Here is a 26,059-nt window from a genome sequence, read left to right as displayed (position 1 = left end):
CAGGGGACCCCTTTGAAGGAATCGGCCAAGAGCCGTGCCACATTCGTGTTTCTGGCAGGCATCGCGCGTCCGCTGATGAACGTCCTCATGGCGAAGAAATGGGAGGGAACGGAGAAGCTCCCCGAGGGTGGCTTCATCGCCGTGCCCAACCATTGCACTGAGATCGACCCCATCGTGATCGGCCACATGCTGTACAACCAGAAGCGCCCGCCGCACTTCCTTGCCAAATCGGGCCTCTTCAAGGTGCCCGTACTAGGCTCTCTGTTGCGTGCCACCCGGCAGATACCGGTGGAACGTTCGACGGCGGGTGCGAACCGCTCGCTGCAGGTCGCCAAAGAGGTGGTTGATGCCGGCGGGTCCATCATCATCTACCCGGAGGGGACCCTCACGAGGGATCCCGATCTGTGGCCGATGAAGGGCCACACCGGGGCAGCCCGTTTGGCGTTGCAGACCGGCGCGCCCGTAGTGCCGATGGCCCATTGGGGCGCCCAGGAAGTGTTCCCCCGCTATGCAAAGCGGTTCCACATCTTTCCGCGGAAGACGGTCCGGGTCCTGGTAGGAGAACCCGTGGACCTGAGCGCTTTCAGGGACAAGCCCATGGACCGTACGACGTTGGCTGAGGCCACGGAGTTGATCATGGACGCCATCACCGGGCTCCTGGAAACACTGCGGGGCGAGCAGGCACCGGCTGAGCGCTGGGATCCGGCCAACCACCAGCAAGCCAAGCACGGACGTTTTGTGGAGCGCGGCCTGAAACCGGGCTCCGCGGCGTCGACCGAAGCAAACCCAACGGGAGCGTCCGAGGCTCCGGATCTTGAGGGCGGCAAATGACGCTGATCGAAACTGGCGTGCCGGCTGCGGACAAGGTGGCCGTGCTGGGTGCCGGGTCGTGGGGAACCACCTTTGCCAAAGTCCTTGCCGATGCTGCCGACGCCACAGGGGCGGATCGGAAGATCCACCTGTGGGGTCGCCGTGCCGAGGTAGTGGACCAGATCAACTCCGTCCATCGGAATGAACAGTACTTGGACGGCATCAGCCTCCCGGCCACGATCACCGCTTCCACCGACGTTTCCGAGGTCCTCAAGGGAGCAGGCCTGGTTGTGCTGGCCGTGCCCGCGCAGTCCCTGCGGCCCCAGCTCAGCGAGTGGAAGCCGCTCCTGGAGCCCAATGCCATAGTGGTCTCCCTGATGAAGGGCCTTGAGCTCGGCACCGACGCTCGCATGAGCGAAGTGATCGCCCAGGAGCTGGGTATCCCGGCCTCGCGGGTTGCCGTGGTGTCAGGACCGAACCTTGCCATGGAGATCGCACGGGAGCAGCCCACCGCATCCGTGGTGGCGTGCAGCGACGCTGAAACTGCTGCGGCCATCGCCCTCTGCTGTACTGCGCCGTACTTCCGGCCGTACACCAGCACTGACGTGGTTGGCGTCGAGATCGGCGGGATCGTCAAGAACGTCATTGCCTTGGCCGTCGGCATCTGCGAAGGCAAGCAGATGGGGGACAACACCAAGGCCTCGGTGATTACCCGTGGCCTGGCCGAGACGTCCCGGCTCGCTTTGGCGCTCGGGGGAGAAGCCCATACGATGGCCGGCCTGGCGGGATTGGGAGACCTCGTGGCGACGTGCTCTTCCGCGTTATCGCGCAACCACACCGCCGGGCGCCTCTTGGGTGAAGGCCTCAGCCTGGATCAGGTAGCCGCCCGCATGACCCAAACAGCCGAAGGCATCAAGTCGGGACCGGCCGTGCATGAGCTTGCCGGCAAGCTCGATGTTGAGATGCCCATTACCGCTGCCGTGGTGGCGGTGCTGGAAGGCAAGATGTCCGTTGATGACCTGGGGCCACGCCTGCTGGCCCGGGCACTGAAGTCCGAAGGCGACTACTGATGGTGACAGAAAATTCAACTCCCGCTGCCGGACGGCGGCCCCGGGTGGCGATCCTGTTTGGCGGGCGCTCCAGTGAGCACGCCGTCAGTTGCGTCACCGCCGCCGGCGTGATGGGTGCCATAGACCGGGAAAAGTACGACGTCGTGCCCATCGGCATCGCCAAGTCAGGCCAGTGGGTGCTCGCTTCAGGCGATACCAGCCAGTGGTCGCTGAGTTCCTCGGCCCTGCCTGAGGTTGCCGCATCTGAGAAGACAGTCACCCTGGCAGAAATCGGGGGAGAGCATCAGCTCGTTGTCACCGAACCCAACGCCGTACCTCAGGAGCTGGGCTCCGTGGACGTCGTGTTTCCGCTGCTCCACGGCCCGTGGGGCGAAGACGGGACCATCCAAGGACTTCTGGAGTTGTCCGACACCCGCTACGTGGGCGCAGGAGTCCTGGCCTCCGCCGTAGGCATGGACAAGCACTTCATGAAGGTGGTTTTCGAGGCCGCGGGGTTGACCGTGGGCCCGTACATCGCTGTGACGGACAGGGAATGGCTGACCGATCCCGAAGCTGTCCGCAAGCGCGTGGACAAGCTGGGATTCCCGGTCTTCGTTAAGCCTGCACGCGCGGGCTCCTCGATGGGCATTTCCAAGGTCGACTCCCTTGATGGCCTTGACGCCGCCATTGAAGAAGCCCGCCGGCACGACCTCAAGCTGGTCATCGAAGCAGGAATAGACGGCCGCGAAATTGAGTGCGCCGTCCTGCAGGGGCGCGGAACGGATGCCCCGCGGACGTCCATGCCCGGCGAAATCGCCGTTGCGGCCGGTGAGCACCAGTTCTATGACTTCGCGGCGAAGTATGTGGAGGACGGTGCCGCGGCCCTCAGCTGCCCGGCCGACATGCCTGACCAGGACATAGCCCGCGTCCGAGAACTTGCCGCAGTCGCCTTTGATGCGGTGGGCGCGGAAGGCTTGAGCCGGGTGGACTTCTTCTACACTCCGTCAGGTGACTTGATCATCAACGAAATCAACACCATGCCCGGCTTCACGCCCAAGAGCATGTATCCGCAGATGTGGGCCGCCTCGGGGCTTGCTTACGGTGAGCTGATCGACGAACTCATCCACCTTGCGCTGACTCGAAAGACCGGGCTGCGCTAGCAGACCTGCCGTCCCGCTACTTGTCGGACGGCAGGTTCTGCAGGTCTTCCTGGCCGATGCACTGCCGCGTTGTCTTGATTTTGCCGGCTGCGGCGGCAAGGTCCGCCAGTACTGTCGCGGAGCTGATCTTGTCCGGATCCATGAGGATCTCAGTAGCCGGCTCCCGGCCGTACGTGGTCAATGTGTAGTAGGGATCGCCTTCCTTGATCACCCAGTCGATGTCGTTCACAGTGACGCAACGGTCCGTGGTGGGGCCCGGTACGTTGACCCCGCACCGGAGGATGACCTGCGATGGGTCGCCCCAAGCCGCGGTTGCCTGACTGTTGGTCTTGCGGAGGCCCGCGTCGCCGATCTTGTCAGGCAGTGCCACCATCATGGGAGCGCAGGCCGGATTGGCGGCATCGTTCGCGGCCGTGACGTCAACGGCGGGAGAGCAGGCAGACAGTGCAAGGACGGCCGTTCCGGAGACGGCGAAGGCCGCAACCGTCCGGCGGAGGGTCTTTCGGTGCATCACTCCAGCCTATCCCGCATTATTCTGTCGGTCGCTCGCGATAGCGTAGGACCGTGCTTGAAGAACAGTTGACCGTTGCCCACCTCTCTGAATCAGAGTTGCTGGCCCGGATTTTTCCCCGCCTGAACCGGACTTCCGCGGTCCTTCTGGGCCCCGGCGATGACGCCGCGTTGGTTGCTGCTCCGGATGGCAGGACCCTCATCTCCATCGATACCCAAACGCAGGACCAGGACTTCCGGCTGCAGTGGAACAACGGTTACCGGACCACGGGCTTTGACGTCGGCTGGAAGGCGGCCGCCCAGAACCTTAGCGACATCAATGCCATGGGCGGACGCGCCACCTCCCTGGTGGTCAGCCTGACCATGCCTCCTGCCACGCAGGTTTCCTGGGTGGAGGATTTCGCCGACGGACTCACGGCCGCCATCAGGGACCTCGGGGCAGCGGACTGTTCGGTGGCGGGCGGCGATCTTGGCCGCGGACGGGAGCTTGGGGTGACTGTCGCCGTCGTCGGGACGCTTGGCGGGCTCCCTCCGGTGGTGCGCTCGGGTGCGGAAGCGGGGGACGTCGTGGCCGTCGCCGGAACGTTGGGCCGGGCCGCAGCAGGCCTGGCGCTGCTTGAAAGCAGTGTGGCCATGGCCAGCCTGACGCCGGAGCAGAAAGCACTGGTCGAAAACCAATGCAGGCCCATACCGCCCCTGGCCGCAGGACCTTTGGCGGCGAACAGCGGTGTAAAGGCAATGATGGATATTTCCGATGGCCTGATCCGGGACGCCGGCAGGATGGCGGCAGCCAGCACCGTGGTCCTGGATTTCGATCCCGTAGCGTTGAAGGCACACGCCGCTCCGTTGGAGGCCGCTGCCGGACTGCTGGGCATTGACCCCATGGCGTGGGTCCTGGGCGGGGGAGAAGACCACGGATTGCTGGCCACGTTCCCGGCTGGAATTCAGCTGCCGGCGGGCTTTACTGCGATAGGCTCGGTTCAGGCCGTTGACGAGTCACCGGGCGGCAGCGTCCGGATTGCAGGGCAGCCTGCCGACACCGTGGGATGGGATCATTTTGCAGACTAAGATCGCAGCGAACGCGCACGCAATGAAGCGTTGGCTCAACAAAGCCGAAGTGGTTCTGGGAAACCACAGCGACCGCCTCAATGCGATCAACATTTTTCCTGTGGCTGACGGTGACACGGGAACAAACCTCTATTTGACCATGCGGGCGGCTGCCGCAGCCTTGGGCGGCCCTGCTGACTCAGTCGAAACCGGGAACGACGTCGGTGCGGTGCTGGCCCGCGCGGGACAGGCAGCCATGGAGCGGGCCAGGGGAAATTCCGGCACGTTGATCGCCGTTTTCCTGTCTGCCGCGGCCGAACCCTTGGCCGGAAAACCCCGGTTGAACGCTCCGTTGCTTGCAGCGGCCTTGCACCGTGCGCAGATCCGCGCATGGTCGGCACTCAGTGAACCCGTGTCCGGAACCATGTTGTCCGTGCTTGAAGCAGCCGCGCACGCGGCGCAGGCTGTGGACGCAAACCAGGAGGGAGACCAGAGCAACCACGCCTTGGGCCTTGCCCTGGATGCCGCGGTGGAAGCTGCTTTCCAGGCAGTGGTTCGGACGGAGGACGAACTGGCTCCCCTGCACGAGGCCCATGTAGTGGATGCCGGCGGGGTTGGCATGCTGCTGGTCCTGGACTGCCTGAGGTCCGCCGTACTGGGCGAAGAACTCCAGGATGAACTTCTGGATGGCCTGCATGGCTACAAGCTGCAGGATCCCCACATCCATCAGCACATGCCGGCAGATGACGGAGTTGAAGTCATGTGCACCATCGATCTTTCGCCCCTTGATGCCGCCGTGCTTCGGCAGCGGCTGGACGAAATGGGTGACTCCGTCATTATGAGCCAGGTGGGCGGAGCAGCCAGGGCGGAAGACGATGACGATTCGCCCATGGACGTGAGCTACCGTTGGCGGATCCACGTCCACGTTCCGGATCCCGGACCGGCAGTTGAGTTGATTCGCTCCCTGGGAGAACCGGCGGATATCGCCGTCAGCCAGTTGGCCGTTCCGAGGGATGCCGCAGGCGGGCATGACGACTGAACTTGAACTTCCCCTTGAGCGCCGGATCGGCAAGCGGTCAGCCGGGGTCATCGAAAAGCACCTGGGACTACGGAGCACCGGTTCCTTGCTCAACTACTTTCCCCGCCGGTACCTCAGCCGCGGCGAACTGACCCCCATCAGTAAACTGCCGCTGGACGAAGAGGTGACCCTGATTGCCAGGGTGGTTTCCAACAGCACACGGCAAATGCGTGCCCGCCGCGGCACCATCACCGACGTCGTTGTTACCGATGAGGTAGGCGGAAGCAGTGCTGCAGGGACCCTGAAAGTCAGCTTCTTCAACGGTTTCCGTGCAAAGGCCGAGCTGCTCCCGGGACGCCGGGCCATGTTCTCGGGGAAGGTCTCGCGGTACGGGGGCGCCCTGGGGCTGACGAATCCGGACTTTCTCCTGCTGGATGAGGATCCGGAGGCAGAGGGGTCCGTGGATCCCGGGAAGCTTGCGGCCATGCCCATCCCGGTATATCCCGCAACGGCGAAGTTGACCAGCTGGTCCATCCACAAAGTGATCAAGGCCTTGCTTGAAACGCTGGATCTGGACGCACTGGCTGATCCTTTGCCCGAAGAGGTGGTCCGCAGGGACGGGTTGCTCAGTGTGGCGGAGGCCTACCGGCTGATCCATTCTCCGGAGACTGCGAAGGATTGGCAGCGCGCACAGGAACGTTTCCGCTACCAGGAAGCGCTGGTGCTCCAGACGGCCTTGGCACGCAGGCGTGCGCAGTTGGCTGCAGAGGAAGCAACCGCCCGCCGTCGCGTGAGCGGGGGCCTGCTGGAAGAATTTGACCGCAATCTCCCTTTCACCCTGACGGCAGGCCAGTCCGCCGTCGGTAAGACGTTGTCGGAGGAACTGGGGCGGGACACGCCCATGAACCGCCTGCTCCAGGGCGAAGTGGGCTCCGGCAAGACCATCGTCGCCTTGCGTGCCATGCTGCAGGTGGTGGATTCCGGCGGCCAGGCGGCGTTGCTGGCGCCTACTGAAGTGCTCGCAGCGCAGCATTACGACTCCATCCGCAGGACGCTGGGCCGGCTGTCCCGCGACGGACTCTTCGGCGGAGCAGGGATGCTCGGCGGCGGATCCGCAGAGCCCGGCGTGCAGGTGACTCTCTTGACGGGGTCGATGCCAACGTCCGCCCGTAAACAGGCCATGCTGGATGCCGCGTCAGGCAACGCCGGAATCGTTATCGGGACCCACGCGTTGCTCAGCGACAAGACCTCCTTCCAGGACCTGGGCCTCATCGTGGTGGACGAACAGCACCGGTTCGGTGTTGAACAACGCGATGCCCTCAGGGCAAAGGCACAGCGGCCGCCACACCTCCTGGTCATGACGGCTACGCCTATTCCCAGGACCGTGGCGATGACCGTGTTTGGTGACCTCGAAACCTCCGTATTGGATGAACTGCCCGCCGGCCGCGCGCCAATCTCAACCCATGTGGTTGGTCTGGCGGAAAACCCCGGTTGGGCGGACCGGATTTGGAAGCGGTCCCGCGAGGAAGTGGATGCGGGCCACCAGGTCTACGTCGTATGCCCCAAGATCGGTTCGGACGACGACGGCGATTTCAGTCCCGGGGAGGCGGAACCCAGCGACGCGGAGCTGTCGGACGAAGGGCCGGCCCGTGAGCTCGCCTCCGTCAACGCCGTCGTCGAATCCCTCCTCCAGGAGCCATCGCTAAGTGGCGTCCCGGTGGCGCCGCTCCACGGCCGCCAGGATCCCGACGTCAAGTCCGGCACCATGGCTTCCTTCGCTGCGAACCAGACCAAGATCCTGGTCTCCACCACTGTCATCGAGGTGGGCGTTGACGTCCACAACGCCACGCTGATGGTGATATTGGATGCAGACCGCTTCGGAATCTCCCAGCTCCATCAGCTGCGTGGACGCGTAGGCCGCGGCGGGCTGCCGGGTACCTGCCTGCTGGTCACTACCTTGGAGCCGGGCCATCCCAGCCGCCGGCGGCTCGATGCCGTGGCTTCCACCACGGATGGATTCGAGCTGTCGCAAGAGGACCTTAAGCTGCGGCGCGAAGGCGACATCCTGGGTGCTTCACAGTCGGGCGGGCGCTCCACCCTGAAGCTCCTGCGCGTCTTGGAGCACGAGGACCTTATCGCCCGGGCCCGAGCAGACGCCCAGGCCTTGGTTGCCGGGGACCCCACCCTTACGCACCAACCGTCGCTGGCAGCTGCTATCGACGACTACTTGAACCCGGAGAAGGAGGCGTTCCTTGAACGCGGTTAGTGCAGGCCGGAAGCTTTTGGCATGGTTGTTGTCCGGTGGATGCCCATGAGCCGCATCATTGCGGGAGCAGCCGGCGGTAACCCGCTCACATCCGTTCCGGGCACTGCGACGCGGCCAACCACGGACCGCGTCAAGGAAGCGCTCTTCTCCCGGCTGGAGTCCTTGGCCGTGATTGACGACGCCCGCGTGCTGGATCTCTACGCAGGCTCCGGTTCGCTGGGAATCGAGGGGGCAAGCCGTGGCGCCCGCAGCGTTGAGCTGGTGGAGTTTGATGCCCGTGCCAGCGATGTTTGCCAACGTAATGCGGACATGGTCAACCAGGTCCTGGGCAGGAAGACCGTCTCCGTCCACCGGTCCAAGGTGGAATCATTCCTCGAGCGCGCCGGTGGGGACGTCCTGTGGGACCTCGTGTTCCTGGACCCGCCGTATCCCTTGGACGAGGCAGCCCTGAGCGCAGTGTTGGGGAAACTGGCCCCGCACTTGGATGAAGGAGCAGTAGTTGTTGTGGAGCGGTCTTCACGCAGCGCCGAACCAGGGTGGCCTGAGGCCATGGAGTGCTTTTCGGACAAGAAGTACGGCGAAACCAAACTGTGGTTCGCCGAACCGGCCTAATCGGACTTGATCGGACATGCCGAACCGGCCTAATCGGAGATCTTGTCCAGTTCCACTCCGCTGAGAACGGCGGCCGGATGCGGTCCACGGGCCAGGAGTTCGCGTGACCAGTCCGCAGGCCACGGCGCCTGCGTGCCTACCAGGATGATGTTGCCGGGATATCGGCCTTCAAACATTCCGGCCTCGGCAACCGCCGCGACATCAGGCATGGCCTGGCGCAGGGCTGCTACCTGGCTCCGCACCAAGGTCAGGGCGGGCTCGTCTCCCACGTTGATAATGAGGACACCGCCGGGGGCCAGCCGCCGGGCAGCCTCTTCATAAAACTCCCGGCAGGCGATGTGCGGGGGAGCGTCGGGGCCGGAGAAGATATCGAGGATGACGACGTCGAATCCCAGTCCGGCGGGAAGGGCAGCGAGTGCTTCGCGGGCATCTGCGATGTGGGTGGTCAGGTGGGTGCCTCCGGGCATCGGCAGCTTCTGGAGCACAAAGTCCAAGAGCTCCCGCTCCAACTCGACTGCGTGCTGCACGGAACCGGGCCTCGTCGCCTGGATATAGCGGGCGAGCGTCAGCGCGCCTGCCCCAAGGTGCAGGGCCGAGACCGGGGCCGCCGGCTCGGCAACCAGGTCAACCACGTGGCCTATCCGGCGGAGGTACTCATAGAAGATCTCATTGGGATGGGCAAGGTTCACGTGCGACTGTTCGGCGCCGCCAATGCTCAGGATGTAGCTTCCCGGTACCAGTGGATCGGCATCGATCGTGGCGTGCTGGCCGGTGGTGCGAAGGAACCGTGACGCGTCGTGCCGGACGCCCTTGGCGCTCAGAGCTTGTCCTGCAGGGTAGCGAGGCGCGAAGCGGCTTCATGCAGGAGAGCGGTCTTCTTGCAGAAGGCGAAGCGCAGCAGGCTTCGCGTCCGTTCTGCTCCTTCCGCGTGGCAAAAGACGGGGACAGGGATCGCAGCTACTCCCACCAGGTCCGGGAGGCGCCGGGCCAGGGCCACCGAATCGGTGATGCCCAGCGTTGCGGTGTCGACGTTGATGAAGTACGTTCCGCCCGGTACGTAGACGCCGAATCCCGCCTCACGCAGCCCCGCCGCGAGGATGTCCCTCTTCTCTTTCAGCGTGGCCGCAATATCCGCGTAGAAGGCGTCCGGAAGGCCGAGTCCGATCGCCACGGCTTCTTGGAACGGGGTTCCTGAGCTGTAGCTCAGGAACTGCTTGACCGTACGGGCGGCGGCGACGAGGTGGGCCGGTCCGCTGAGCCAACCGATCTTCCACCCGGTGAAGGAGAACGTCTTTCCGGCAGAAGAGATCGTGATGGTCCGTTCAGCGGCTCCGTGGATCGTCGTGATGGGGATATGGGCTTCGCCGAAGGTCAGGTGTTCGTAGACTTCGTCGCTAACGATGATGGCGTCGTACTTTTCCGCCAGTTCCACCACCTTGGCCAGGACGTCGCGCGGGAAGACAGTACCCATGGGGTTGTGTGGATTGTTCAGCAGCACCACCTTGGTCCGGTTGCTGAACGCCTCCTCCAGGACGTCCAGGTCCGGCAGGAAGTCCGGGGCCACTAGGGGAGCGGTGACGTGTTTGGCGCCCGCCATCGCAATGATGGCCCCGTAGGAATCGTAAAAAGGCTCGAACGTCAGGACCTCGTCGCCGGGCTGGACGAATGCCAGCAAGGAAGCGGCGATCGCTTCGGTGGCACCGGTGGTGACGATGACCTCAGTGTCCGGATCCGGGGTGAGGCCGTAAAAACGTTCCTGGTGTGCAGCTACTGCCTCGCGGAGCCGGGGAAACCCTTTGCCGGGCGCATACTGGTTGGCCCCTGCCTGGATGGCCGCCCGGGCGGCCTCCTTCATTTCGGCGGGGCCGTCCTCGTCCGGGAACCCCTGGCCGAGGTTGATGGCTCCCTTGGCGACAGCAAGGGTTGTCATCTCCTCGAAAATGGTGACGCCCAGGCCGCCATCGGGGGACAGGAGGTTGGCTCCGCCAGCCGCCCGTTGCCAGGGCAGGGACGTGTGGACGGGTGGGGCGCTGCTTCCTGCCGGTGACATGTCAGCCATGGTATCCCGGCGAAGCTTTGGGGTAGGTTCGTGTCATGAGACGTGCGGTTTGCCCCGGATCCTTTGACCCCATCCACAACGGACATCTTGAAGTCATTGCCCGCGCGGCCGGGCTGTTTGACGAGGTCATTGTGGCGGTATCCACCAACTACGCCAAGAAGTACCGCTTCAGCCTCGAGGACCGCATGGAGATGGCCAGGGAAACCTTGGCGTCCTTGCGTGGCATCATCGTCGAACCCATGGGTGAAGGCCTGCTGGCGGAGTACTGCCGCCACAGGGGCGTCTCGGCCATCGTGAAGGGACTGCGGTCCTCCTCGGATTTCGATTACGAGTTGCCCATGGCCACCATGAACCGGCAGCTTACCGGCGTCGAAACGGTCTTCCTGCCCGCCGAGGCGCACTACGTCCATCTCTCCTCGACGCTCATCAAAGAGGTCAACGTCCTGGGGGGCGACATCTCGGATTTCGTGCCCAAATCCGTCCTTCGACGACTGCTCGCGGGCGAGCCTTCGGCAGAACAGCAACGTAAGGGGTAGGCTTTAAGCCGTGCCCGCAGCCGTTCGCGCGCAATTCCCAAACTGAACACGTTGGCGCATTTACGCGCCCGTCGCCGGTTTGAGTCCTCGCACGTGATCAGGCTAAGATGGTACGTCGGTCATATGTTCTACAGGAGTTCTCATTAAGCGAGATGCAAGTTCGCCCTTGGCGCTGGTAGTCAAGGACCTTGGACGCAGTCCAGGAACCATGCGGACACTCAAGGAGCATGTGCCTGCACCAAGTGACCTTGGTGTGGCACTCATTGGCGTGGAGGAAGGCTCGGATGTCGAGCTCGATCTCCGGCTTGAGGCCGTACACGAAGGAATTCTGGTATCCGGAACCGCAATCGTCGGAGTAACTGGCGAATGCGGTCGATGCCTGGATCCCCTTGCGTATGACCTTGAGGTCAATGTGCAAGAACTTTTCTTCTACGAAGGCGAAGAGCTTTCGGACGGGGAAGACGATGAAGAGCAACGTCGAGTCGAGCACGATCTGATCGATCTTGAGCCGGTGTTGCGGGACGCAGTAGTCACCATGCTGCCGTTCCAGCCGGTGTGCCGGGAAGACTGCCAAGGCTTGTGCTCCGAATGCGGGGCGCGCCTGGAAGACGAGCCGGGGCACCACCACGAGGTCCTGGACCCTCGCTGGGCTGCCCTAGCTGATCTGGCTAAGACTGACCGGCAAACTGATTAGTAACTGTTGGACTAAGAGAGAAATGAGATAGCTGTGGCTGTTCCCAAGCGGAAAATGTCTCGCGCAAACACGCGCGCACGCCGTGCCCAGTGGAAGGCAACTGCCCCCAACCTGGTCAAGACCATCGAAAACGGTCAGGTCACCTACAGCCTGCCGCACCAGGCAAAGGTCGTCACCGACTCCGCCGGCACCGCGCTGTTCCTTGAATACAAGGGCCGCAAGGTCGCAGACGCCTAATCTGCCGCCCAGGCTGACAAAGGATGTCTTCAACTGAAGAGCTTCTGAAGCGTCTCGGTGTCTCCATTGACACCGAGACGCTTCGTCTTGCTCTGACACACCGCTCATACGCGTATGAGAACGGCGGTATCCCCACCAACGAGCGCCTCGAGTTCCTCGGCGACTCCATCCTGGGATTCTCCGTCACCGATTCCCTGTACCGCGACCATCCCGAGCTCCCTGAAGGTGAGCTCGCAAAGCGGCGTTCCGCCGTCGTGAGTACGCGCGCCTTGGCAGGTATCGGCCGCAAGCTCGGCGTTGGCGAGTTCATTTACCTTGGCCAGGGCGAAAAGATCACCGACGGCAAGAACAAAGCCTCTATCCTCGCGGACACCATGGAAGCGCTGATCGGCGCCACCTACCTTTCCAATGACATGGAAACCGCGCGCCAACTGGTGATGCGCCTCGTGGGTCCGCTGCTCAAGGACGCCGGTGCGCTCGGCGCCGGAACCGACTGGAAAACCAGCATCCAGGAGCTGGCAGCCAGCCGGCAACTCGGCACCATCCACTACGCCGTGGAAGGTTCCGGGCCGGACCACGCCCGCACCTTCGAAGCCGTGCTCAACATTGGCGGCACCCCCTATGGGCGGGGTTCGGGCCACTCGAAGAAGGAAGCGGAACAGGAAGCCGCAGCGGACGCTTGGCGTGCCTTGAATTCGCTGGACACAGCCTCCACCGAACCGGCTTCTTCCTGATCCATGCCCGAACTTCCCGAGGTAGAAGTGGTGCGCCGCGGCCTCGCGCGCTGGGTTCGCGGCCGCACGGTCACCGGCGTCGAGGTCCTGGACCCCAGGTCCATCCGACGCCATGCACTGGGTACCGAGGACTTCATCGGCAACCTTGAAGGCGCTACGGTGCTGGACGTCGTGCGCCGCGGGAAGTTCTTGTGGATGCCCTTGTCCATGGCAGGCTCGGACACCGCTTTGCCCGGTACGGCCCTGATGGCGCATTTGGGGATGAGCGGGCAGTTGCTGATGCAGGATCCCCAGGTGCCGGATGAAAAGCACCTCAAGGTCCGGATCCGGCTGAGCGCGTCCGATGGCATGCCCGGGCAGCTCAGGTTCGTGGACCAGCGGATCTTTGGCGGCTTGTTCGTCACGTCCCTCATCCCGACGCCCGACGGCGGCCCCGGCGGTTTGGGCGAGACGCCCCTGCCCGAAATTGCAGAGGAAGCGGCGCACATAGCCCGCGACCCCCTGGACCCCAACTTTTCCTTCGATGAGTTTTACCGGAAGGTCAAGGCGCGCAGGACGGGACTCAAACGGGCCCTCCTGGACCAGTCCGTCATATCCGGAATAGGCAACATCTACGCTGACGAAGCCCTGTGGAAGGCACGACTCCACTACGCCCGGCCCACCGACAAACTGCGACGCGGCGACGCGGAACGGGTCATCGAAGCCGCCCGGGACGTCATGAACGCAGCCTTGGCCGCCGGCGGCACGAGTTTCGACTCCCTGTACGTCAACGTCAACGGGGACTCCGGTTACTTCGCCCGCTCGCTGAATGCGTACGGCCGGGCCGGGGAACCATGCAGCCGCTGCGAGGCGACGGGCCTTGGCGGGATCATCAAACGCGAGCAGTTCATGAACCGTTCTTCCTATACCTGTCCCATCTGCCAGCCCCGGCCGCGTAACGGCCGCTGGTAACCGGTTTTCACGCCGTCGTAACCGGTTTTCACAGGGGAAAACTGTTCCGGATTGGCGGGCTCGATGGTTTACTGTCCCCATGAAAAGCTTGGCGGTCAAAATCGCCATCGCACTTGTTTTCAACGCCATCACCTTGTGGGTGGCGTCGGTGCTACCCGGGGTCCGTTTGGGGTCCGGGTTCCTCTGGGCCGTCGTGGTGTTCACGGCCGCCACCCTTCTGGTGAAACCGTTGGTTGCCGGGCTGCTGCGCAGGCGGTGGGACCACCGACAGCAAGCCGGCGGGCAGGAGCGCAGGACCTGGCTGATGACCAAGGCGTCCACCCTGGGCGCAAGCTTGCTGGCCACGCTGGCCGTCCTGATCCTGACCAGCCTCTTCTCGCAAGGGTTCGCCATCACAAGCCTGTTCGGCTGGATTGCCGCCACGATCGTCATCTGGCTCGCGTCCTTCATCTACGACTTCGTTGACGACGGTCTTGAAGCGAGGGCGCACCAGCTCCTTGGCGGCTCAGCCAACCCGGGGAAGCCATGAATGCCCGGCGGCTGGTCATCGCGGGCCTGGCCCTTGCCGTGCTGATCGCGGTCATCGCGGTGGTCTTTGACCAACTGGCCGTGCGTCCGGCCCAAACGACAGCCCAAAATTCCAGCCCTGCCAGCCCCTCTGCGGCGGGTTCCTCGCCCACCGGAAGCGGGGAAGCAGGCTCCGGCCCGCAATCCTCCGGAAGTCCGACGTCGGGCCCTTCCGCAGGCGGCGACGGCAACGGCGGTGCGTCCCCGGGTGCCAAACCCCTTGAAGTCCTGCCGCCTGTGACGTTGACCCCTACGGGCCTGCCGGAACCATCAGCTGCAGCGCCCCTGCTCAAGGGGAAACTGCCGGACCCTGGAAACGCTACAGGCGCCGTCGTGGACGGGTGGCCGAGCAGCGTCCTGACGTTGCCGGAAGGCACCACGATCGGGTCCACGAGTGTTTCGGGTTCAGGCGACGTCCTGCAGGTGACTGCCGACGGGGTGGTGGGCAAGCCGCAACAAGCCGTGATCGAGGATTTCAGGGCTTCGTTGGTTCCCCATGGTTTCTGGTCCGAAGAAGCACCTGCCCCGGACGGCGCGACGGCTGCCCGGTTCGTCCGCGGCACCGACACGATTACGGTCTCCGTGGCCACCACCGGAACCGGTAACTCGCGCTTCCAACTGCTGGGCAGTCTGCACTCGGACACGGAGTAGGGGTAGGCATGTACATTTCGCTTTCGGACCGCAGCGGCGGTAAGCGCGGAAAGTCTCCCAGCGAGCAGACGGCACTGTCGAAGGTGCCGTTTCGTTTGTCCCCGCTCATCGTGTGGCTTGGAATCGTCAGCATGGTCACGGATATCTCCTCCGAGTCGGTCACGGCCATCCTGCCCTTGTACGTCACGGGCTTCCTCGGTTTGTCGACCATAGCCTTCGGCTTCATCGACGGAATCAACCAGGGCGCGAGCGCCATCGTCCGGATCGCCGCAGGCTGGGCGTCAGACCGCAGCGGCCATCCCAAACGGATCGCCCTGGCCGGTTACGGACTGTCCATGCTGGCAAGGATCGGATTCCTTTTCGCCGGGGGCTTCTGGGCCGTAGCGGCGATCGTCACGGGGGATCGGATCGGCAAGGGAATCCGGACGGCGCCCCGGGATGCGCTGATCACGGTGTCGGCGCAACCGGAGCATCTGGCGCGGTCCTTCGGTATGCACCGGATGCTGGACAACATCGGTGCAGCGGCAGGGCCTCTGATTGCTTTCCTGATTCTGCTGGTCATCCCCAATGGCTTCAGCACAGTCTTTGTGGTGTCTTTGGCGTTTGCCGTGATCGGCGTGGCCGTCCTGGGATTGGTGGTTCCCGACCTCCGCGCACGGAGCGCGAAGGATGCACCGAAGGGCCAGCGGCTTCTTGCTTTTTCCTGGCGCCACTTCAAGGAACCGGGGTTGGGGAAGCTCCTTGTCGCTGCGGGACTCCTCGGGCTGGTGACCATCGGTGACGGCTTTATCTACCTGGTGCTCCAGGACCGGGACTCGTTCGCCGTCCAGTGGTTTCCGTTGCTGTTCGTGGGCACCAATGTCGCCTTCCTGGTGATGGCCGTCCCCTTGGGCCGCCTCGCCGACCGTTTAGGCAGGGTACCGGTCTTCATCGCAGGGCACGTGGCACTCCTGGCCTGCTACTTCCTGGCTGCGGCTCCGCTTGGTGGTCTCTGGGCAACGTTGACGTGCCTGCTCCTGCTCGGTGCGTTCTATGCGGCAACCGACGGGGTGCTGGCCGCGTTGGCGAGCCAACTGACGCCGGAGGGAAAGCTTGCCACCGGCATTGCCGCGGCCCAGACGGTCGTGGCTTTGAGCCGGATGGCGGCTTCGGCAGGGTTCGGTGTGCTGTGGTACGCCGTGGGGGCATCAGCTGCCGTCACGATCGCCGGCATCCTGCTGGCCTGCGTTGTGGTGGCAGTGATCTTCATCCTTCCTGGAGCCCGGCCCGGGCGGGCCGGCGCATGAGCGGAAGGATGGCTGGCGCAAAGCTTCGTTGGGGCATCCTGCTGGCTGTTACCGCCCTCATGCTGACGGCGGCGGGGGTTTACGCCGTCGGCGCCTACCAAAGATTTGAGCAAAGCCGGACGGCTGCCCCTTCCGTGGGGGTGACTGCGGGACAACCCTTGCCGCAGGCTCCCTTCGTCCTTTTCCGCAACACCGCGGCCGGCCAGGGTTATGGCAACGCGGCAACGGTACCCCTCGCCGATCCGAAGGGCGAACGTGCCGTCAGCGAAAAGGCGTGCGACAGGGTCTACGGAACGTCAGCCGAAGTGGTGTGCTTGAAAGCGAACAGGGGACTGGTCACGGCATTTGAGGCCACGGTCCTGGACCGGAACTGGCAGCAGCAAAGATCGTGGGCCTTGCCCGGCATTCCCAGCCGGACACGCATCAGTGCCGATGGCTCCCTGATCGCCACCACAGTGTTCGTGACCGGGCACTCCTACTCAACCTCCGGGTTCTCCACCGCAACGGAAATCAGCCGTGGAACCAGCAACCTGGGAAACCTCGAAGACTTTGCCCTCATGGTCAACGGCGAGCGCTTGGTGGCTGCGGACAGGAACATCTGGGGCGTGACGTTCGTCCCCGGCCAGGAGGATTCCTTCTACGCCACGGCCGCGTCGTCGGGTCGTCTGTGGCTGGTCAAGGGCAGCCTCTCCGGCAGGACGCTCACTGCGGTGCATGACAACGTTGAGTGCCCGTCCATCTCGCCGGACGGTACCCGGATTGCGTTCAAGAAGAACGACGGCGGTGCGCTGGGGACGCATTGGAAGGTGGCCGTTTTGGACCTCGCTACCGGGGCGGAAACGGTCCTGTCGGAAAAGCGGAGCGTTGACGATCAGATCGAATGGCTGGACGAGGATACGTTGCTGTATGGCCTGCCTGACCAGGCTGTTGAGGGCGACAGCAACATTTGGCAGCTGGACATCGAACCCGCGGCACAACCGGAGTTGTTCATCGCCCACGCCTGGTCACCGAGCGTCGTCCGCTGACAGCGAGGCTCAGCAGAGCATCAGAAGACCGCACAGGAGTCCACCTACTGCGTGGCTGTCGGTGTCGGCGTCGGTGTGGGTGTCGCCGTCGTCGTTGGCGTTGCAGTGGCTGTTGAAGTCGCCGTTGGCGTCGGCGATGCCGTAGCCGTCTGCGCTTGTGTCTGGGTGGCTGTCGAGTAGACCACGTCCACGAAGTAGTTGGTGGCATTCCATGAATTGGCTGGCATCACGCCCCCGCTGCCGTAACGGTAGAGGCCGTTGTTGGGGCCCGAGGCCGTGAAGACACCGCTTGTCCAGGTGGTGTTGAAGAAGCCCTGGGTGTACGAGTAGCGGCCATTGGGAGCGCGGTAGGACACCACGTATGTCTGGCCCGTAGACAATGCCACCGGGGTGGACAACGTGGCGGTCTGCCAGCCCGTTGCGGTCTCGTTGGTGAACGTCACCTGGGCCAGCCTGGTGCCTGCGGAGTTCCACAGCGAACCTACGTGGGTGCCGGTGTTGCCGGTGCCCTTGTAGAACCGGATACCCGTGACGCTTCCGGCCTGGGAAACCGTGAAGGCAGTTCCCAGTTCCACCGACTTGGTTTCCGGTGCCGCAAGCACCTGCGGAACGAGCGAGCCGAAGATGGTGCTCTGCTGGACGGAGGCGCTCGCGGTCGTGAATTGCCACGTGGTGGTCGGCAAGGTCTGCCCCTGTTGGTTGGCCACCCCGGAAACGCTTGCCGTGATGACGGTGCTCGCGGGCAGTGCGGAGGTCGGTGTGAAGGTGATGACCCGGGCGTCGGCGGACAACGCCGCCGACCCCGCCACCGGGCTTCCGTTGGCCGACAACGTGAAGGTAGCGCCCGGGTTAATGGCAGTGGAGAAGGTCATCGATGGCCTCACGTCGGTGGGTATCGACGTGGCTCCCGGCGCGGGCACCTGCGCAGTGATGCTCAGGGGTTGTGCAGGCTGCTGGAACAGCAGGTCCACGAGGTAACTTGCCGTGGAGCGGGTGCCGGGGAAGTCACCGCTGTAGGTGTACATGCCGGAGTCGGCGTCAACGCGCAGGGGGCCGCTGGTGAAGCCTTCGGGACCGAAGCCTCCGCTCGTGTAGGAGTACTTGCCGCCGGGCACCTTGTAGGCGGCAATGTACTCGGTGTCCGCCTGGATGCTGACGGGTTGGCTGAACGTTGCCGTTTGCCAGCCGCTGGTGGACTCGTTGGCGAAGGTAACCGTGGCCAGCAGTTGGCCCGCAGCCGTGTACAGCGAGCCCGTGTGCGTTCCGGTGTTACCACTGGATTTGTAGAACCGGACGCCGGTTACCTGCCCGGCCGTGTCACTGCTGAAGCGCACACCCAGGGTCAACGGAACGGCGTCATCCACTTCCATCGTGCCGGGGGTCACGGTGTCCTGGTAAAGGGTGCAGGGGCACACTCCAGGCGTCCTGGCCGGCGGGACTGTGGTGAAAGTCCAGGTGTTGCCGGTGATGGGAGTGCCGGATACCGCCGTTGCGGTCACTGTGGCCGTGTAGCTTGTGCCTTCGGCCAGTGGAGCGGACGGAGTGAACGTGACCTTGCGTGTTGCGTCAACGTAGGCGCTGGTTCCCGCAACGGCGGTGCCACTGGCGGTCTTGAGCGCCAGTTTGACGCTGGAAGCCACTGCTGCCTCGGACAGCACTCCACTAACAGTCGTCGTCAACGGAACGCTGGAGGCGCCGCTTGCCGGTGACTGGCTGCCGACGGTGAATGCCGGAGCGGCGACCATGACCACGACGTCCACCAGGTAGCTGGCCGTCGACCGCGAACCGGGGAAGTCGGAGTTGTAGGAGTAAGCCCCTGCGTCCGGGCCTGTCCGCAGCGGCCCGACGCTGAGGCCCTGTCCAAATCCGTTGCTGGTTGCCGAGTACGCTCCGGTGGTGGATTTGTAGGCAGCGATGTATTCGGTATTGGCAGCCATTTGCACCGGTTGGCTGAACATCGCAGTTTGCCATCCTGCGCTGCTCTCATTGGCGAACGTGACTGTTGCCAGCAATTGACCCGAGGCCGTGTACAGGGAGCCGGTGTGCGTTCCCGTGTTGCCGGCCGACTTGTAGAACCGGACGCCGTTGACAGTGCCGGCTGAAACGCTCGTGAAGCGCACACCGAGTGTCAGCGGTACGCCGTCCTGGATTTCCGCGATCCCGGGAGTGACGCTGTCGTCATAGAAACTGCACGGGCAGGCGCCGGGAGAGGGGGCGGTTGCGGCCGTGGTGAATGTCCAGGTACCGCCGGAGGCGACTTGGCCGCCCACGGCATCGGTGCCGGCCAGGGTTGCCGTGTACTGGGTGCTGAAGGCCAGCTGGGATGACGGGGTGAACGTAGCCTTCCGGGTGGTGGCGTCATAGGTGGTGGTACCGGCCACCGGACCTGCCGCCGAACGAAGTGTCAGTTGCACGCTGGCCGCCGTGACGGGCTTGGAGAAGACTCCACTCACGGTGGTTGCGACCGAAACGCTGGACGATGACGGGATGGGGGTCTGTGAGCTGACAGTCAGGGGCGAATTGTCCGTTGTGCTGAAGATGGCATCCACGAAGTAGTTTCCACCGTTGAAGCTGGCTGTTGGGAAACCCTGGGACGTGTTGTAGACACCGGCGGGTTCCGCGCCGAAACCGCCGGCAACCTTCATGGGCGCGTCGTTGAAGCCCGAATACGCCCATTGGAAGTCCTTGGTGGCGTAGTGGCCTCGGGGTGCCCAGTAGGAGACCGTGTACTTCTGCCCGGCCGCCACGGGCACGGGTTGGCTGAAGAGGACGCTCTGCCAGCCCGAAGCGGTTTCATTGGCGAACGTTGCGGTGGCAAGGCGGGTGCCTGCGGAGTTCCAAAGGGACCCAATATGGGTTCCCGTGTTCGCGGTGCTCTTGTAGAAGCGTGCACCGGTGATGAAGCCGTCCACGGACGGTGTGAAACGCAGGCCCATCTCGTACGCGCCGCCGTCGCCGGAGTCAACCACCGGTGGAACCGCCTGGCCGAAGACCGTGTACGGGCCGTTCACGGTCAGGTTGCGCGTGGCCACCGCGCCGATGTTCGCGCTGTCGTCCACAGCCCGCACTTGGATGGTGGCAGTCGCCAGGCCCTTCTGCACATAGCTGTACGTCCAGTTCGCCTTGCCGGTGGCAGGGTGCCAGGATGTGCCGCCGTCGGTTGAAACCTCGACGCCGGCAACCACGCCGCCCGCGTCCGTTGCCGTTCCGCTGACGGTGACGTTGCTTCCGTGGGCCACAGCGGCATTGTTGGCAGGGGCGTTGATGGTGGTGGTGGGGCCTGTTTTGTCGCCGCTGGCGGTGGTCGCCACCAGGCCGGATGCCAGGGTTGCCGGTTGGGCACCCATGTCGGCAAGCAGGTTCACCTGCGCCTGCCGCATCCGGATATCGGCAGGGGCGCCGTTTCCGTCGTGTTCCTGGTCAAGGCCCCATGTCCACTGCACGCTGCCGGCGGAGAAAACCAATGCACCGCTCGCCGCCTTGTACAGGGTGATGCTGTGCTTGGTGGTGCCCGGCGCCACCGTGTTCCCGAAGTCCTGCAGGTATTGGCTGACACTGCCGGTGGTTGTGGACAAGCGGATGAGCCCGGCCGGCCGGAAGCCGTTGTCCAGGTCTTCGTTCGATTCGTAGCCGATCGTATGGGGCGCCAACGCAGCGGAGGTGCCTGCCGACATCGATGCCAGGGAAGTATTGCGCCAGAGCCGGGTCTTGCCCTCTTCGGCGGAAACTGTCACGGGGAGGTCCGTGTAGTTGGACATGTAGAGGGTTCCCGTGAGGCCGTTTTCGGGCAGGCCTCCGCCGTTTGCCTGGGAAGCGAACCGCGGATCCCGCCAGGTGCCCGTCCACTGGGTGGTGGGATCGATCTTGGCGTTGGACCACGTTTCCTTGTAACTGGTCAGCGTCCGGCCCGGCGTACCGTCCACGCTCGAAGGCTCGAACCGGGTTCGCCAGTACATCTCATTGCCGGAAAGGAACTGGAGGTTTACCCCCGCATCCCGCGCTGCCGTGACATTGGCGCGCTGGTTTCCGGACCAGTACTCGTCGTGCCCTACGGACAGGAACACCTTATGGTTGAGCAGTTCGGCGCCGCGGGTGTCCGTATCCAGTCCGCTGATGTAGCTGACGTCATAGCCGTTCTGTTCGAGGAACCGGACCATGGGGTATTCGTTGGCGAAGTAGAAATCGCGGCCGTCCGGTCCGCTTCGGCTGGCCATGGGGCGGTTATAGCTGATCTTGTAGGCACGCCCGTTGACGGCACCTTGATAGAAGTCCGCGCCCCCGTAGGTGTTGTAGGCCTGCCACGTCGTATCCGACGTCTGGAAGAGCACGCTTGACCGGTTGCCGTCATTGCGCACCACGAACGTGATGTGGCTTTGCCCGCCGGTATCCGGCCGGGTCAGCAAAGCAAAGTAGACGCCGGACACTGCCGTTGCCGGGACCTGCCACGTTGCCGATACCGCCCAGGTGCCGCAGTCATAGAGTTCAGTGGCCAGGTCGGTACGGCACGCCGGTTGGTTCTGCCGGAAGGCCGAGGGTGTCACGGTGGCTATCTTGCGTGCCCCGTTTCCGCCGTACCAGCCGCTGCGGTAAATGGCGATCGTGTAGTTGGATGCCGAGGTATCGACTTTGAATTGGATTGATTGGCCGGCGTTGACACTCATGGCTGTGGAGAAGCCTTGGATACTGTCATCGCCGGCGCCGTCGATGTCCCATTCCGACGGCGGGCTGCCCGGTTTTGAGTTCTCGCACACCACGGGATTCACCACGGGGTCGCACGGGCCCGCTGCGAAGGCGGCAGGTACCGTCAAGGGCAGCAAGGACGCAACCATCGCAACGACCAGGGGTACAAAGAAACCTTTGAAGAACCGTGGTGGCCGGGTAGCGGAAGGACCGGGCATCAGAACTCCTGGGTGGTACGCCGATTGCTAAACAAAGGTCCGCGCACATGCCCGGTCCCTGCTCACCGCTCCCCAGCCAGGGTAAAACCAGATCTTCAGTTGAAAACCATCACAGCCACAGCCACCATGCCCATGTATTCCGAATTTCGGACCGCGACCCGGCGGACCCGGCAAACCGGGGATCCGGCCGGATCACCGGAACGCATGCGCCAGGTAACCCTAGGCAGGAGTGTAGGGATGCGGGCGGGTGCCCGCAAGGCTTTCCCGCCATGGATCCCGGGTTTTCAACAAATCCGCAGTAGATTTAGTGGGATACCGCCACCGGGGCCATCCAGGAGAACCAACCACCTTGCATTTGAAGAGTTTGACCGTCCGCGGGTTCAAGTCGTTTGCGTCGGCCACGACGTTCGACTTCGAGCCGGGAGTCACTGCGGTGGTGGGGCCCAACGGCTCCGGCAAGTCCAACGTCGTTGACGCCCTGGCGTGGGTCATGGGCGAACAAGGGGCCAAGACCCTGCGTGGCGGCAAAATGGAAGACGTCATCTTCGCCGGCACGTCCGGCAGGCCGCCCCTGGGCAGGGCACACGTGTCGCTCACCATCGACAACACCGACAACGCGCTTCCCATCGAATACAGCGAAGTCACCATTTCGCGCACCCTGTTCCGCACCGGCGGCTCCGAGTACGCCATCAACGGTGCGCCGTGCCGCTTGCTGGATATCCAGGAGTTGCTGTCCGATTCGGGACTTGGCCGCGAGATGCACGTCATCGTCGGCCAGGGCCAACTGGACCGCGTGCTGCACGCGACTCCGGAGGACCGCCGGGGCTTCATCGAAGAAGCCGCCGGTATCCTCAAACACCGGCGGCGCAAGGAAAAGACAGTCCGCAAGCTGGAGGCGATGCAGGCCAACCTTTCGCGGCTGGGAGACTTGACCGCCGAGATCCGCCGCCAACTGACGCCCCTGGGCAAACAGGCAGAAATCGCCCGCCGCGCCCAAACGGTCCAGTTCGACGTCCGCGATGCCAAAGCAAGGCTTTTGGCCGACGACCTGATGCAGCTCACCAGCAGCTTGGAGCAGGACGTGGCCGATGAAGCAGCCCTCAAGGAACGCCGTCAGGTGGTTGAAGCGGAACTCGGGCACGGGCGGCAGCGGCAGGCAGAGCTGGAACAGCGCGCCGCTGAAGCAACGCCGCGCCTCAACGCCGCACGCGATCGCTGGTACCAGCTCTCGGCAAACCGGGAACGGCTCCGTTCCCTGGCCTCGCTGGCGGGTGAGCGCCGGCGTCTCCTGGGGGCCTCGGAAGCCTTGCCGGACTCCGGCCGCGACCCTGAACACCTTGAACGCCAAGCGGCCAAGGTGCGTCAGGAGCAAGCAGCCTTGGAACACGATGTCCTCGCCAAACAGGCGGCCCTCCTGGAAGCAACCGTGGCCAAGGACAGCGCGGAGGCGCTCGCAGCCGCCGAGGACAAGCGCTTGACCGCCATGCTGCGGGCAGCGGCAGACCGCCGGGAAGGCTTGGCCCGGCTCGCCGGGAAAGTGGCCGCGGCCCGTTCGCGGGTGGATGCTGCCGAAGCCGAACGCGGACGTATCCGGGAATCGCTCGCAGCTGCCGATGAGCGGCGCCGTTCCGCACACAGCGAGTTCACCGCCCTCGAATCCCAGGTTGCCGGAGTCGAGGACGGCGAGGAAAGCCTCGACGCCGATTACGAGGAAGCCAACCAGATCCTCGATGCAGTCACCGCCGAGATCGAAGAACTCAAGGCCGCCGAGCGCGGCGCCCTGCGGGAACGCGACGCGCTGGTTGCCCGACGCGACGCACTGCAGCTGGGCCTGAACCGCAGGGACGGTTCGCAGAGGCTGCTCGGTGGGGACGTTACAGGCATCCTCGGGCCCTTGGCCGGGATGCTCGCCATCGAACCCGGCTACGAAACAGCGGTATCTGCAGCCTTGGGTGAGGCATCCGATGCCTTGGTCGCCGCCGATACCGCAGCAGCCCTGGCTGCGTTCAGCACCCTCAGGGCGGACGACGCGGGACGTGCCGTCCTGCTTCTGGCTAGCAGCGACGGGCCGGAGACCGCCAACGACGGCGCGTTGCCGCAGGGCTGCCGGTGGGTACATGACGTCGTCAAAGCCACTGAAGCGCCGGCCCAGAGTGCGCTTGCCCTACTGGCCGGGGCCGTCGTCGTCGAGGACCTGGCAGCAGCGGCGGAACTGATCGCTGAGCGCCCCGGGCTGAGGGCGGTCACCAGGTCAGGCGATGTGTTGACATCATTGGCCGCGCACGGCGGATCAGCGACCGTGCCGTCGTTGATCGAGGTCCAGGCCGCCGTCGACGACGCCGTTGCCAGGCTCCAGGACGTTACCGCCGGTTTGGAGCGCAACCGTTTCCGCCTGGCGGCAGCGAAGGCGCGGCAGGCTGAAGCCCGGGACCGGGCAGACGCTGCGCTGGAGAAGCTGCACGAATCCGATGCCCGGCTGGCGGCCGTGGCCGAACGGTTGGGACACCTGAACTCCGTCCTGCGTGGCGCCGTAGGGGAAAGTGAAAGGCTTGCGGCCACGCTGGCCAAAGCCGAGGCGAACATCGCCGAAGCCACCATGGATCTGGACGTGGCCTCCGAGCGCCTGGAAGCAGCCCAGGAAGCCCCCGACGATGAACCCTCCACCGATCTCCGGGACGAACTTGCCGAACAGGCCCGCACCGCACGGGCCAAGGAAATGGAAGCACGGCTGGCGCTCAGGACCGCAGAGGAACAGCTCGGCGCCGTGGGCAACCGGGCCGCCTCGCTGGAAAGGGCTGCAGCAACCGAACGCCGGGCCCGGGAGGAGGCCGCACGCCGCGCGCAAAGGCGCCGTGCCCAGGCAGCCCGGGCAGCAGCCGTCCAGGCGGGAGCCACGCACACGCTCCGGTTCCTGGACATCTCCGTGGAGCTCGCTGCGGGCGAACGGGACCTGGCCGAGGAAATCCGCGAAAAACTCGACAAGGAACTTGCCCACGTCCGTTCCGTCAACGAGGAACGTGCCAAGGAATTGGCGGAGCTGACCGATTCGGTGCACAAGGACGAGCTGGCCCGTGCGCAGCAGCGACTGCGTATTGAGGCGCTTGAAGCCAGGTCAATCGACGAACTTGGGATGTCCGCAGGGCAGTTGGTGGCGGAGTACGGTCCGGACCAGCCGGTTCCGGTGCCCGCAACTGCAAGTACTGGAAAAACGGACAAGTGGGCGGAGCTCAGGGCGCCCGTTGACGAGGACGGGCAACCCCTTCTCCACGGTGTTCCGTTTGTCCGTGCCGAGCAGGAGAAGAGGCTGAAGAAGGCTGAACGGGACCTCGCTTCGCTGGGCAAAGTCAACCCTTTGGCCTTGGAAGAATTCGCGGCCTTGGAGGAACGGCACCAGTTCCTCAGCTCCCAGCTGGAAGACCTCAAAGCCAGCCGGAAGGACTTGCTGGACATCATCAAGGAAGTCGACAACCGCGTCCAGCAGGTGTTCACTGAGGCCTTCGCCGACACCTCCGCTCAGTTCGACCACGTCTTCGCTCGCCTCTTTCCGGGCGGCGAGGGCCGCTTGGTGCTGACCGATCCGGACGACATGCTGACCACAGGGATCGAGGTCGAGGCGAGGCCTGCCGGCAAGAAGATCAAGAGGCTCTCCCTCTTGTCAGGCGGCGAGCGGTCGCTCACCGCAGTGGCGTTGCTCGTCGCGATTTTCAAGGCGCGGCCTTCGCCCTTCTACGTCATGGACGAGGTGGAAGCCGCGTTGGACGACACCAACCTTGGCCGCCTCATCACGATCTTCGAGGAATTGCGTGAGTCCAGCCAGCTGATCGTCATTACGCACCAGAAACGGACCATGGAAGTGGCCGATGCCTTGTACGGGGTAACAATGCGCGGGGACGGTGTGTCCACGGTTATCAGCCAACGCCTCGGGGACGGGGCCTAGCTGTGTGAGAAG

Annotated in this window: 20 protein-coding genes and 1 pseudogene; 17 read left to right on the top strand and 4 right to left on the bottom strand. The window is 64.3% G+C overall.

Going from position 1 to position 26,059, the window contains the following annotated elements:
• Positions 1 to 12: 12 nt before the first annotated feature.
• Genes AUR_RS02840 through AUR_RS02830 form a run of 3 tightly spaced genes read left to right on the top strand, consistent with a single transcriptional unit; the run spans position 13 to position 3,019 of the window.
• Positions 13 to 831 (top strand): lysophospholipid acyltransferase family protein, encoded by an 819-nt coding sequence (locus AUR_RS02840; protein WP_021470832.1) that lies wholly within the window; start codon positions 13 to 15, stop codon positions 829 to 831.
• Positions 828 to 1,880, top strand: coding sequence for an NAD(P)H-dependent glycerol-3-phosphate dehydrogenase (locus AUR_RS02835; protein ID WP_021470831.1), 1,053 nt, complete (start codon positions 828 to 830; stop codon positions 1,878 to 1,880). The genes AUR_RS02840 and AUR_RS02835 overlap by 4 nt, the downstream gene beginning before the upstream one ends.
• Positions 1,880 to 3,019 carry a D-alanine--D-alanine ligase family protein gene (locus AUR_RS02830; RefSeq protein ID WP_021470830.1) on the top strand — a complete coding sequence of 380 codons (1,140 nt, stop codon included), beginning with the start codon at positions 1,880 to 1,882 and terminating at the stop codon, positions 3,017 to 3,019. The genes AUR_RS02835 and AUR_RS02830 overlap by 1 nt, the downstream gene beginning before the upstream one ends.
• Positions 3,020 to 3,035: 16 nt before the next feature.
• Here AUR_RS02830 and AUR_RS02825 read toward each other — a convergent pair whose 3' ends face one another.
• Positions 3,036 to 3,530, bottom strand: a complete 495-nt coding sequence (locus AUR_RS02825) for a DUF3515 domain-containing protein (protein WP_062097072.1) — start codon at positions 3,528 to 3,530, stop codon at positions 3,036 to 3,038.
• Between the two features lie 53 nt (positions 3,531 to 3,583).
• On the opposite strand from AUR_RS02825, the gene thiL reads away from it, so the two are divergent.
• From thiL to rsmD, 4 genes are read left to right on the top strand one after another with little or no spacing between them, the layout of a single operon-like run.
• Entirely contained in the window at positions 3,584 to 4,597 is a 1,014-nt protein-coding gene (thiL, locus tag AUR_RS02820) for a thiamine-phosphate kinase (RefSeq protein WP_021470828.1), read from the top strand.
• 22 nt (positions 4,598 to 4,619) lie between these two features.
• A complete protein-coding gene (locus tag AUR_RS02815) occupies positions 4,620 to 5,615 on the top strand; it encodes a DAK2 domain-containing protein (protein ID WP_021470827.1) in 996 nt (331 codons plus the stop codon).
• Complete coding sequence (locus AUR_RS02810; protein WP_062099232.1) at positions 5,605 to 7,860, top strand: ATP-dependent DNA helicase RecG; 2,256 nt, start codon at positions 5,605 to 5,607, stop codon at positions 7,858 to 7,860. Before AUR_RS02815 ends, AUR_RS02810 begins: the two co-directional genes overlap by 11 nt.
• Before the next feature lie 45 nt (positions 7,861 to 7,905).
• A complete protein-coding gene (rsmD, locus tag AUR_RS02805; protein ID WP_031216031.1) occupies positions 7,906 to 8,472 on the top strand; it encodes a 16S rRNA (guanine(966)-N(2))-methyltransferase RsmD in 567 nt (188 codons plus the stop codon).
• A gap of 29 nt (positions 8,473 to 8,501) precedes the next feature.
• On the opposite strand, the gene AUR_RS02800 is transcribed toward rsmD, so the two are convergent.
• Together AUR_RS02800 and AUR_RS02795 are read right to left on the bottom strand one after the other, a co-directional pair.
• Positions 8,502 to 9,212, bottom strand: coding sequence for a spermidine synthase (locus AUR_RS02800; protein ID WP_241650858.1), 711 nt, complete (start codon positions 9,210 to 9,212; stop codon positions 8,502 to 8,504).
• A 77-nt stretch (positions 9,213 to 9,289) separates the two neighbouring features.
• Positions 9,290 to 10,531 carry an aminotransferase class I/II-fold pyridoxal phosphate-dependent enzyme gene (locus tag AUR_RS02795; RefSeq protein WP_128397040.1) on the bottom strand — a complete coding sequence of 414 codons (1,242 nt, stop codon included), beginning with the start codon at positions 10,529 to 10,531 and terminating at the stop codon, positions 9,290 to 9,292.
• Positions 10,532 to 10,566: 35 nt separating this feature from the next.
• Here AUR_RS02795 and coaD point away from each other — a divergent pair, with 35 nt between their 5' ends.
• The 9 genes from coaD (at position 10,567) to AUR_RS02750 (ending at position 17,212) form a co-directional block, all read left to right on the top strand.
• On the top strand, positions 10,567 to 11,067 hold the full coding sequence (gene coaD, locus AUR_RS02790) for a pantetheine-phosphate adenylyltransferase (protein WP_021470821.1): 501 nt from the start codon (positions 10,567 to 10,569) through the stop codon (positions 11,065 to 11,067).
• A 166-nt stretch (positions 11,068 to 11,233) separates the two neighbouring features.
• Positions 11,234 to 11,761, top strand: coding sequence for a YceD family protein (locus AUR_RS02785; protein ID WP_079941228.1), 528 nt, complete (start codon positions 11,234 to 11,236; stop codon positions 11,759 to 11,761).
• A 33-nt stretch (positions 11,762 to 11,794) separates the two neighbouring features.
• Positions 11,795 to 11,998, top strand: coding sequence for a 50S ribosomal protein L32 (gene rpmF, locus AUR_RS02780; RefSeq protein ID WP_011775139.1), 204 nt, complete (start codon positions 11,795 to 11,797; stop codon positions 11,996 to 11,998).
• Positions 11,999 to 12,021: 23 nt separating this feature from the next.
• On the top strand, positions 12,022 to 12,732 hold the full coding sequence (gene rnc, locus AUR_RS02775) for a ribonuclease III (protein ID WP_021470819.1): 711 nt from the start codon (positions 12,022 to 12,024) through the stop codon (positions 12,730 to 12,732).
• Between the two features lie 3 nt (positions 12,733 to 12,735).
• Positions 12,736 to 13,683 (top strand): bifunctional DNA-formamidopyrimidine glycosylase/DNA-(apurinic or apyrimidinic site) lyase, encoded by a 948-nt coding sequence (mutM, locus tag AUR_RS02770; protein WP_062097065.1) that lies wholly within the window; start codon positions 12,736 to 12,738, stop codon positions 13,681 to 13,683.
• Between the two features lie 79 nt (positions 13,684 to 13,762).
• Positions 13,763 to 14,212, top strand: a complete 450-nt coding sequence (locus AUR_RS02765) for a hypothetical protein (protein WP_062159930.1) — start codon at positions 13,763 to 13,765, stop codon at positions 14,210 to 14,212.
• Entirely contained in the window at positions 14,209 to 14,901 is a 693-nt protein-coding gene (locus AUR_RS02760; RefSeq protein WP_062097061.1) for a hypothetical protein, read from the top strand. Before AUR_RS02765 ends, AUR_RS02760 begins: the two co-directional genes overlap by 4 nt.
• Before the next feature lie 8 nt (positions 14,902 to 14,909).
• The gene (locus tag AUR_RS02755) at positions 14,910 to 16,187 is read left to right on the top strand and encodes an MFS transporter (protein ID WP_206616215.1); all 1,278 of its coding nucleotides are present in this window, start codon (positions 14,910 to 14,912) and stop codon (positions 16,185 to 16,187) included.
• A complete protein-coding gene (locus AUR_RS02750) occupies positions 16,184 to 17,212 on the top strand; it encodes a PD40 domain-containing protein (protein WP_062097053.1) in 1,029 nt (342 codons plus the stop codon). The genes AUR_RS02755 and AUR_RS02750 overlap by 4 nt, the downstream gene beginning before the upstream one ends.
• A gap of 9 nt (positions 17,213 to 17,221) precedes the next feature.
• Here AUR_RS02750 and AUR_RS02745 read toward each other — a convergent pair.
• Positions 17,222 to 22,110, bottom strand: a pseudogene (locus tag AUR_RS02745) (DUF4082 domain-containing protein).
• Between the two features lie 349 nt (positions 22,111 to 22,459).
• On the opposite strand from AUR_RS02745, the gene smc reads away from it, so the two are divergent.
• Positions 22,460 to 26,047, top strand: a complete 3,588-nt coding sequence (gene smc, locus AUR_RS02740; RefSeq protein ID WP_197521585.1) for a chromosome segregation protein SMC — start codon at positions 22,460 to 22,462, stop codon at positions 26,045 to 26,047.
• Positions 26,048 to 26,059 lie beyond the last annotated feature (12 nt).

It is taken from the genome of Paenarthrobacter ureafaciens, from assembly GCF_004028095.1.
GTDB lineage: Bacteria > Actinomycetota > Actinomycetes > Actinomycetales > Micrococcaceae > Arthrobacter > Arthrobacter ureafaciens.
The sequence above is the reverse complement of the archived record's forward strand: the minus strand, read 5'-3'. Positions and strand labels throughout refer to the sequence as shown.

Excerpts from the sequence above, each read along its gene's own strand:
- AUR_RS02835 (WP_021470831.1), top strand. The coding sequence starts at position 828 with ATGACGCTGATCGAAACTGGCGTGCCGGCTGCGGACAAGGTGGCCGTG.
- AUR_RS02830 (WP_021470830.1), top strand. The coding sequence starts at position 1,880 with ATGGTGACAGAAAATTCAACTCCCGCTGCCGGACGGCGGCCCCGGGTG.
- AUR_RS02825 (WP_062097072.1), bottom strand. The coding sequence starts at position 3,530 with ATGCACCGAAAGACCCTCCGCCGGACGGTTGCGGCCTTCGCCGTCTCC.
- AUR_RS02815 (WP_021470827.1), top strand. The coding sequence starts at position 4,620 with ATGAAGCGTTGGCTCAACAAAGCCGAAGTGGTTCTGGGAAACCACAGC.
- AUR_RS02810 (WP_062099232.1), top strand. The coding sequence starts at position 5,605 with ATGACGACTGAACTTGAACTTCCCCTTGAGCGCCGGATCGGCAAGCGG.
- rsmD (WP_031216031.1), top strand. The coding sequence starts at position 7,906 with ATGAGCCGCATCATTGCGGGAGCAGCCGGCGGTAACCCGCTCACATCC.
- AUR_RS02795 (WP_128397040.1), bottom strand. The coding sequence starts at position 10,531 with ATGGCTGACATGTCACCGGCAGGAAGCAGCGCCCCACCCGTCCACACG.
- coaD (WP_021470821.1), top strand. The coding sequence starts at position 10,567 with ATGAGACGTGCGGTTTGCCCCGGATCCTTTGACCCCATCCACAACGGA.
- rnc (WP_021470819.1), top strand. The coding sequence starts at position 12,022 with ATGTCTTCAACTGAAGAGCTTCTGAAGCGTCTCGGTGTCTCCATTGAC.
- mutM (WP_062097065.1), top strand. The coding sequence starts at position 12,736 with ATGCCCGAACTTCCCGAGGTAGAAGTGGTGCGCCGCGGCCTCGCGCGC.
- AUR_RS02765 (WP_062159930.1), top strand. The coding sequence starts at position 13,763 with ATGAAAAGCTTGGCGGTCAAAATCGCCATCGCACTTGTTTTCAACGCC.
- AUR_RS02760 (WP_062097061.1), top strand. The coding sequence starts at position 14,209 with ATGAATGCCCGGCGGCTGGTCATCGCGGGCCTGGCCCTTGCCGTGCTG.
- AUR_RS02755 (WP_206616215.1), top strand. The coding sequence starts at position 14,910 with ATGTACATTTCGCTTTCGGACCGCAGCGGCGGTAAGCGCGGAAAGTCT.
- AUR_RS02750 (WP_062097053.1), top strand. The coding sequence starts at position 16,184 with ATGAGCGGAAGGATGGCTGGCGCAAAGCTTCGTTGGGGCATCCTGCTG.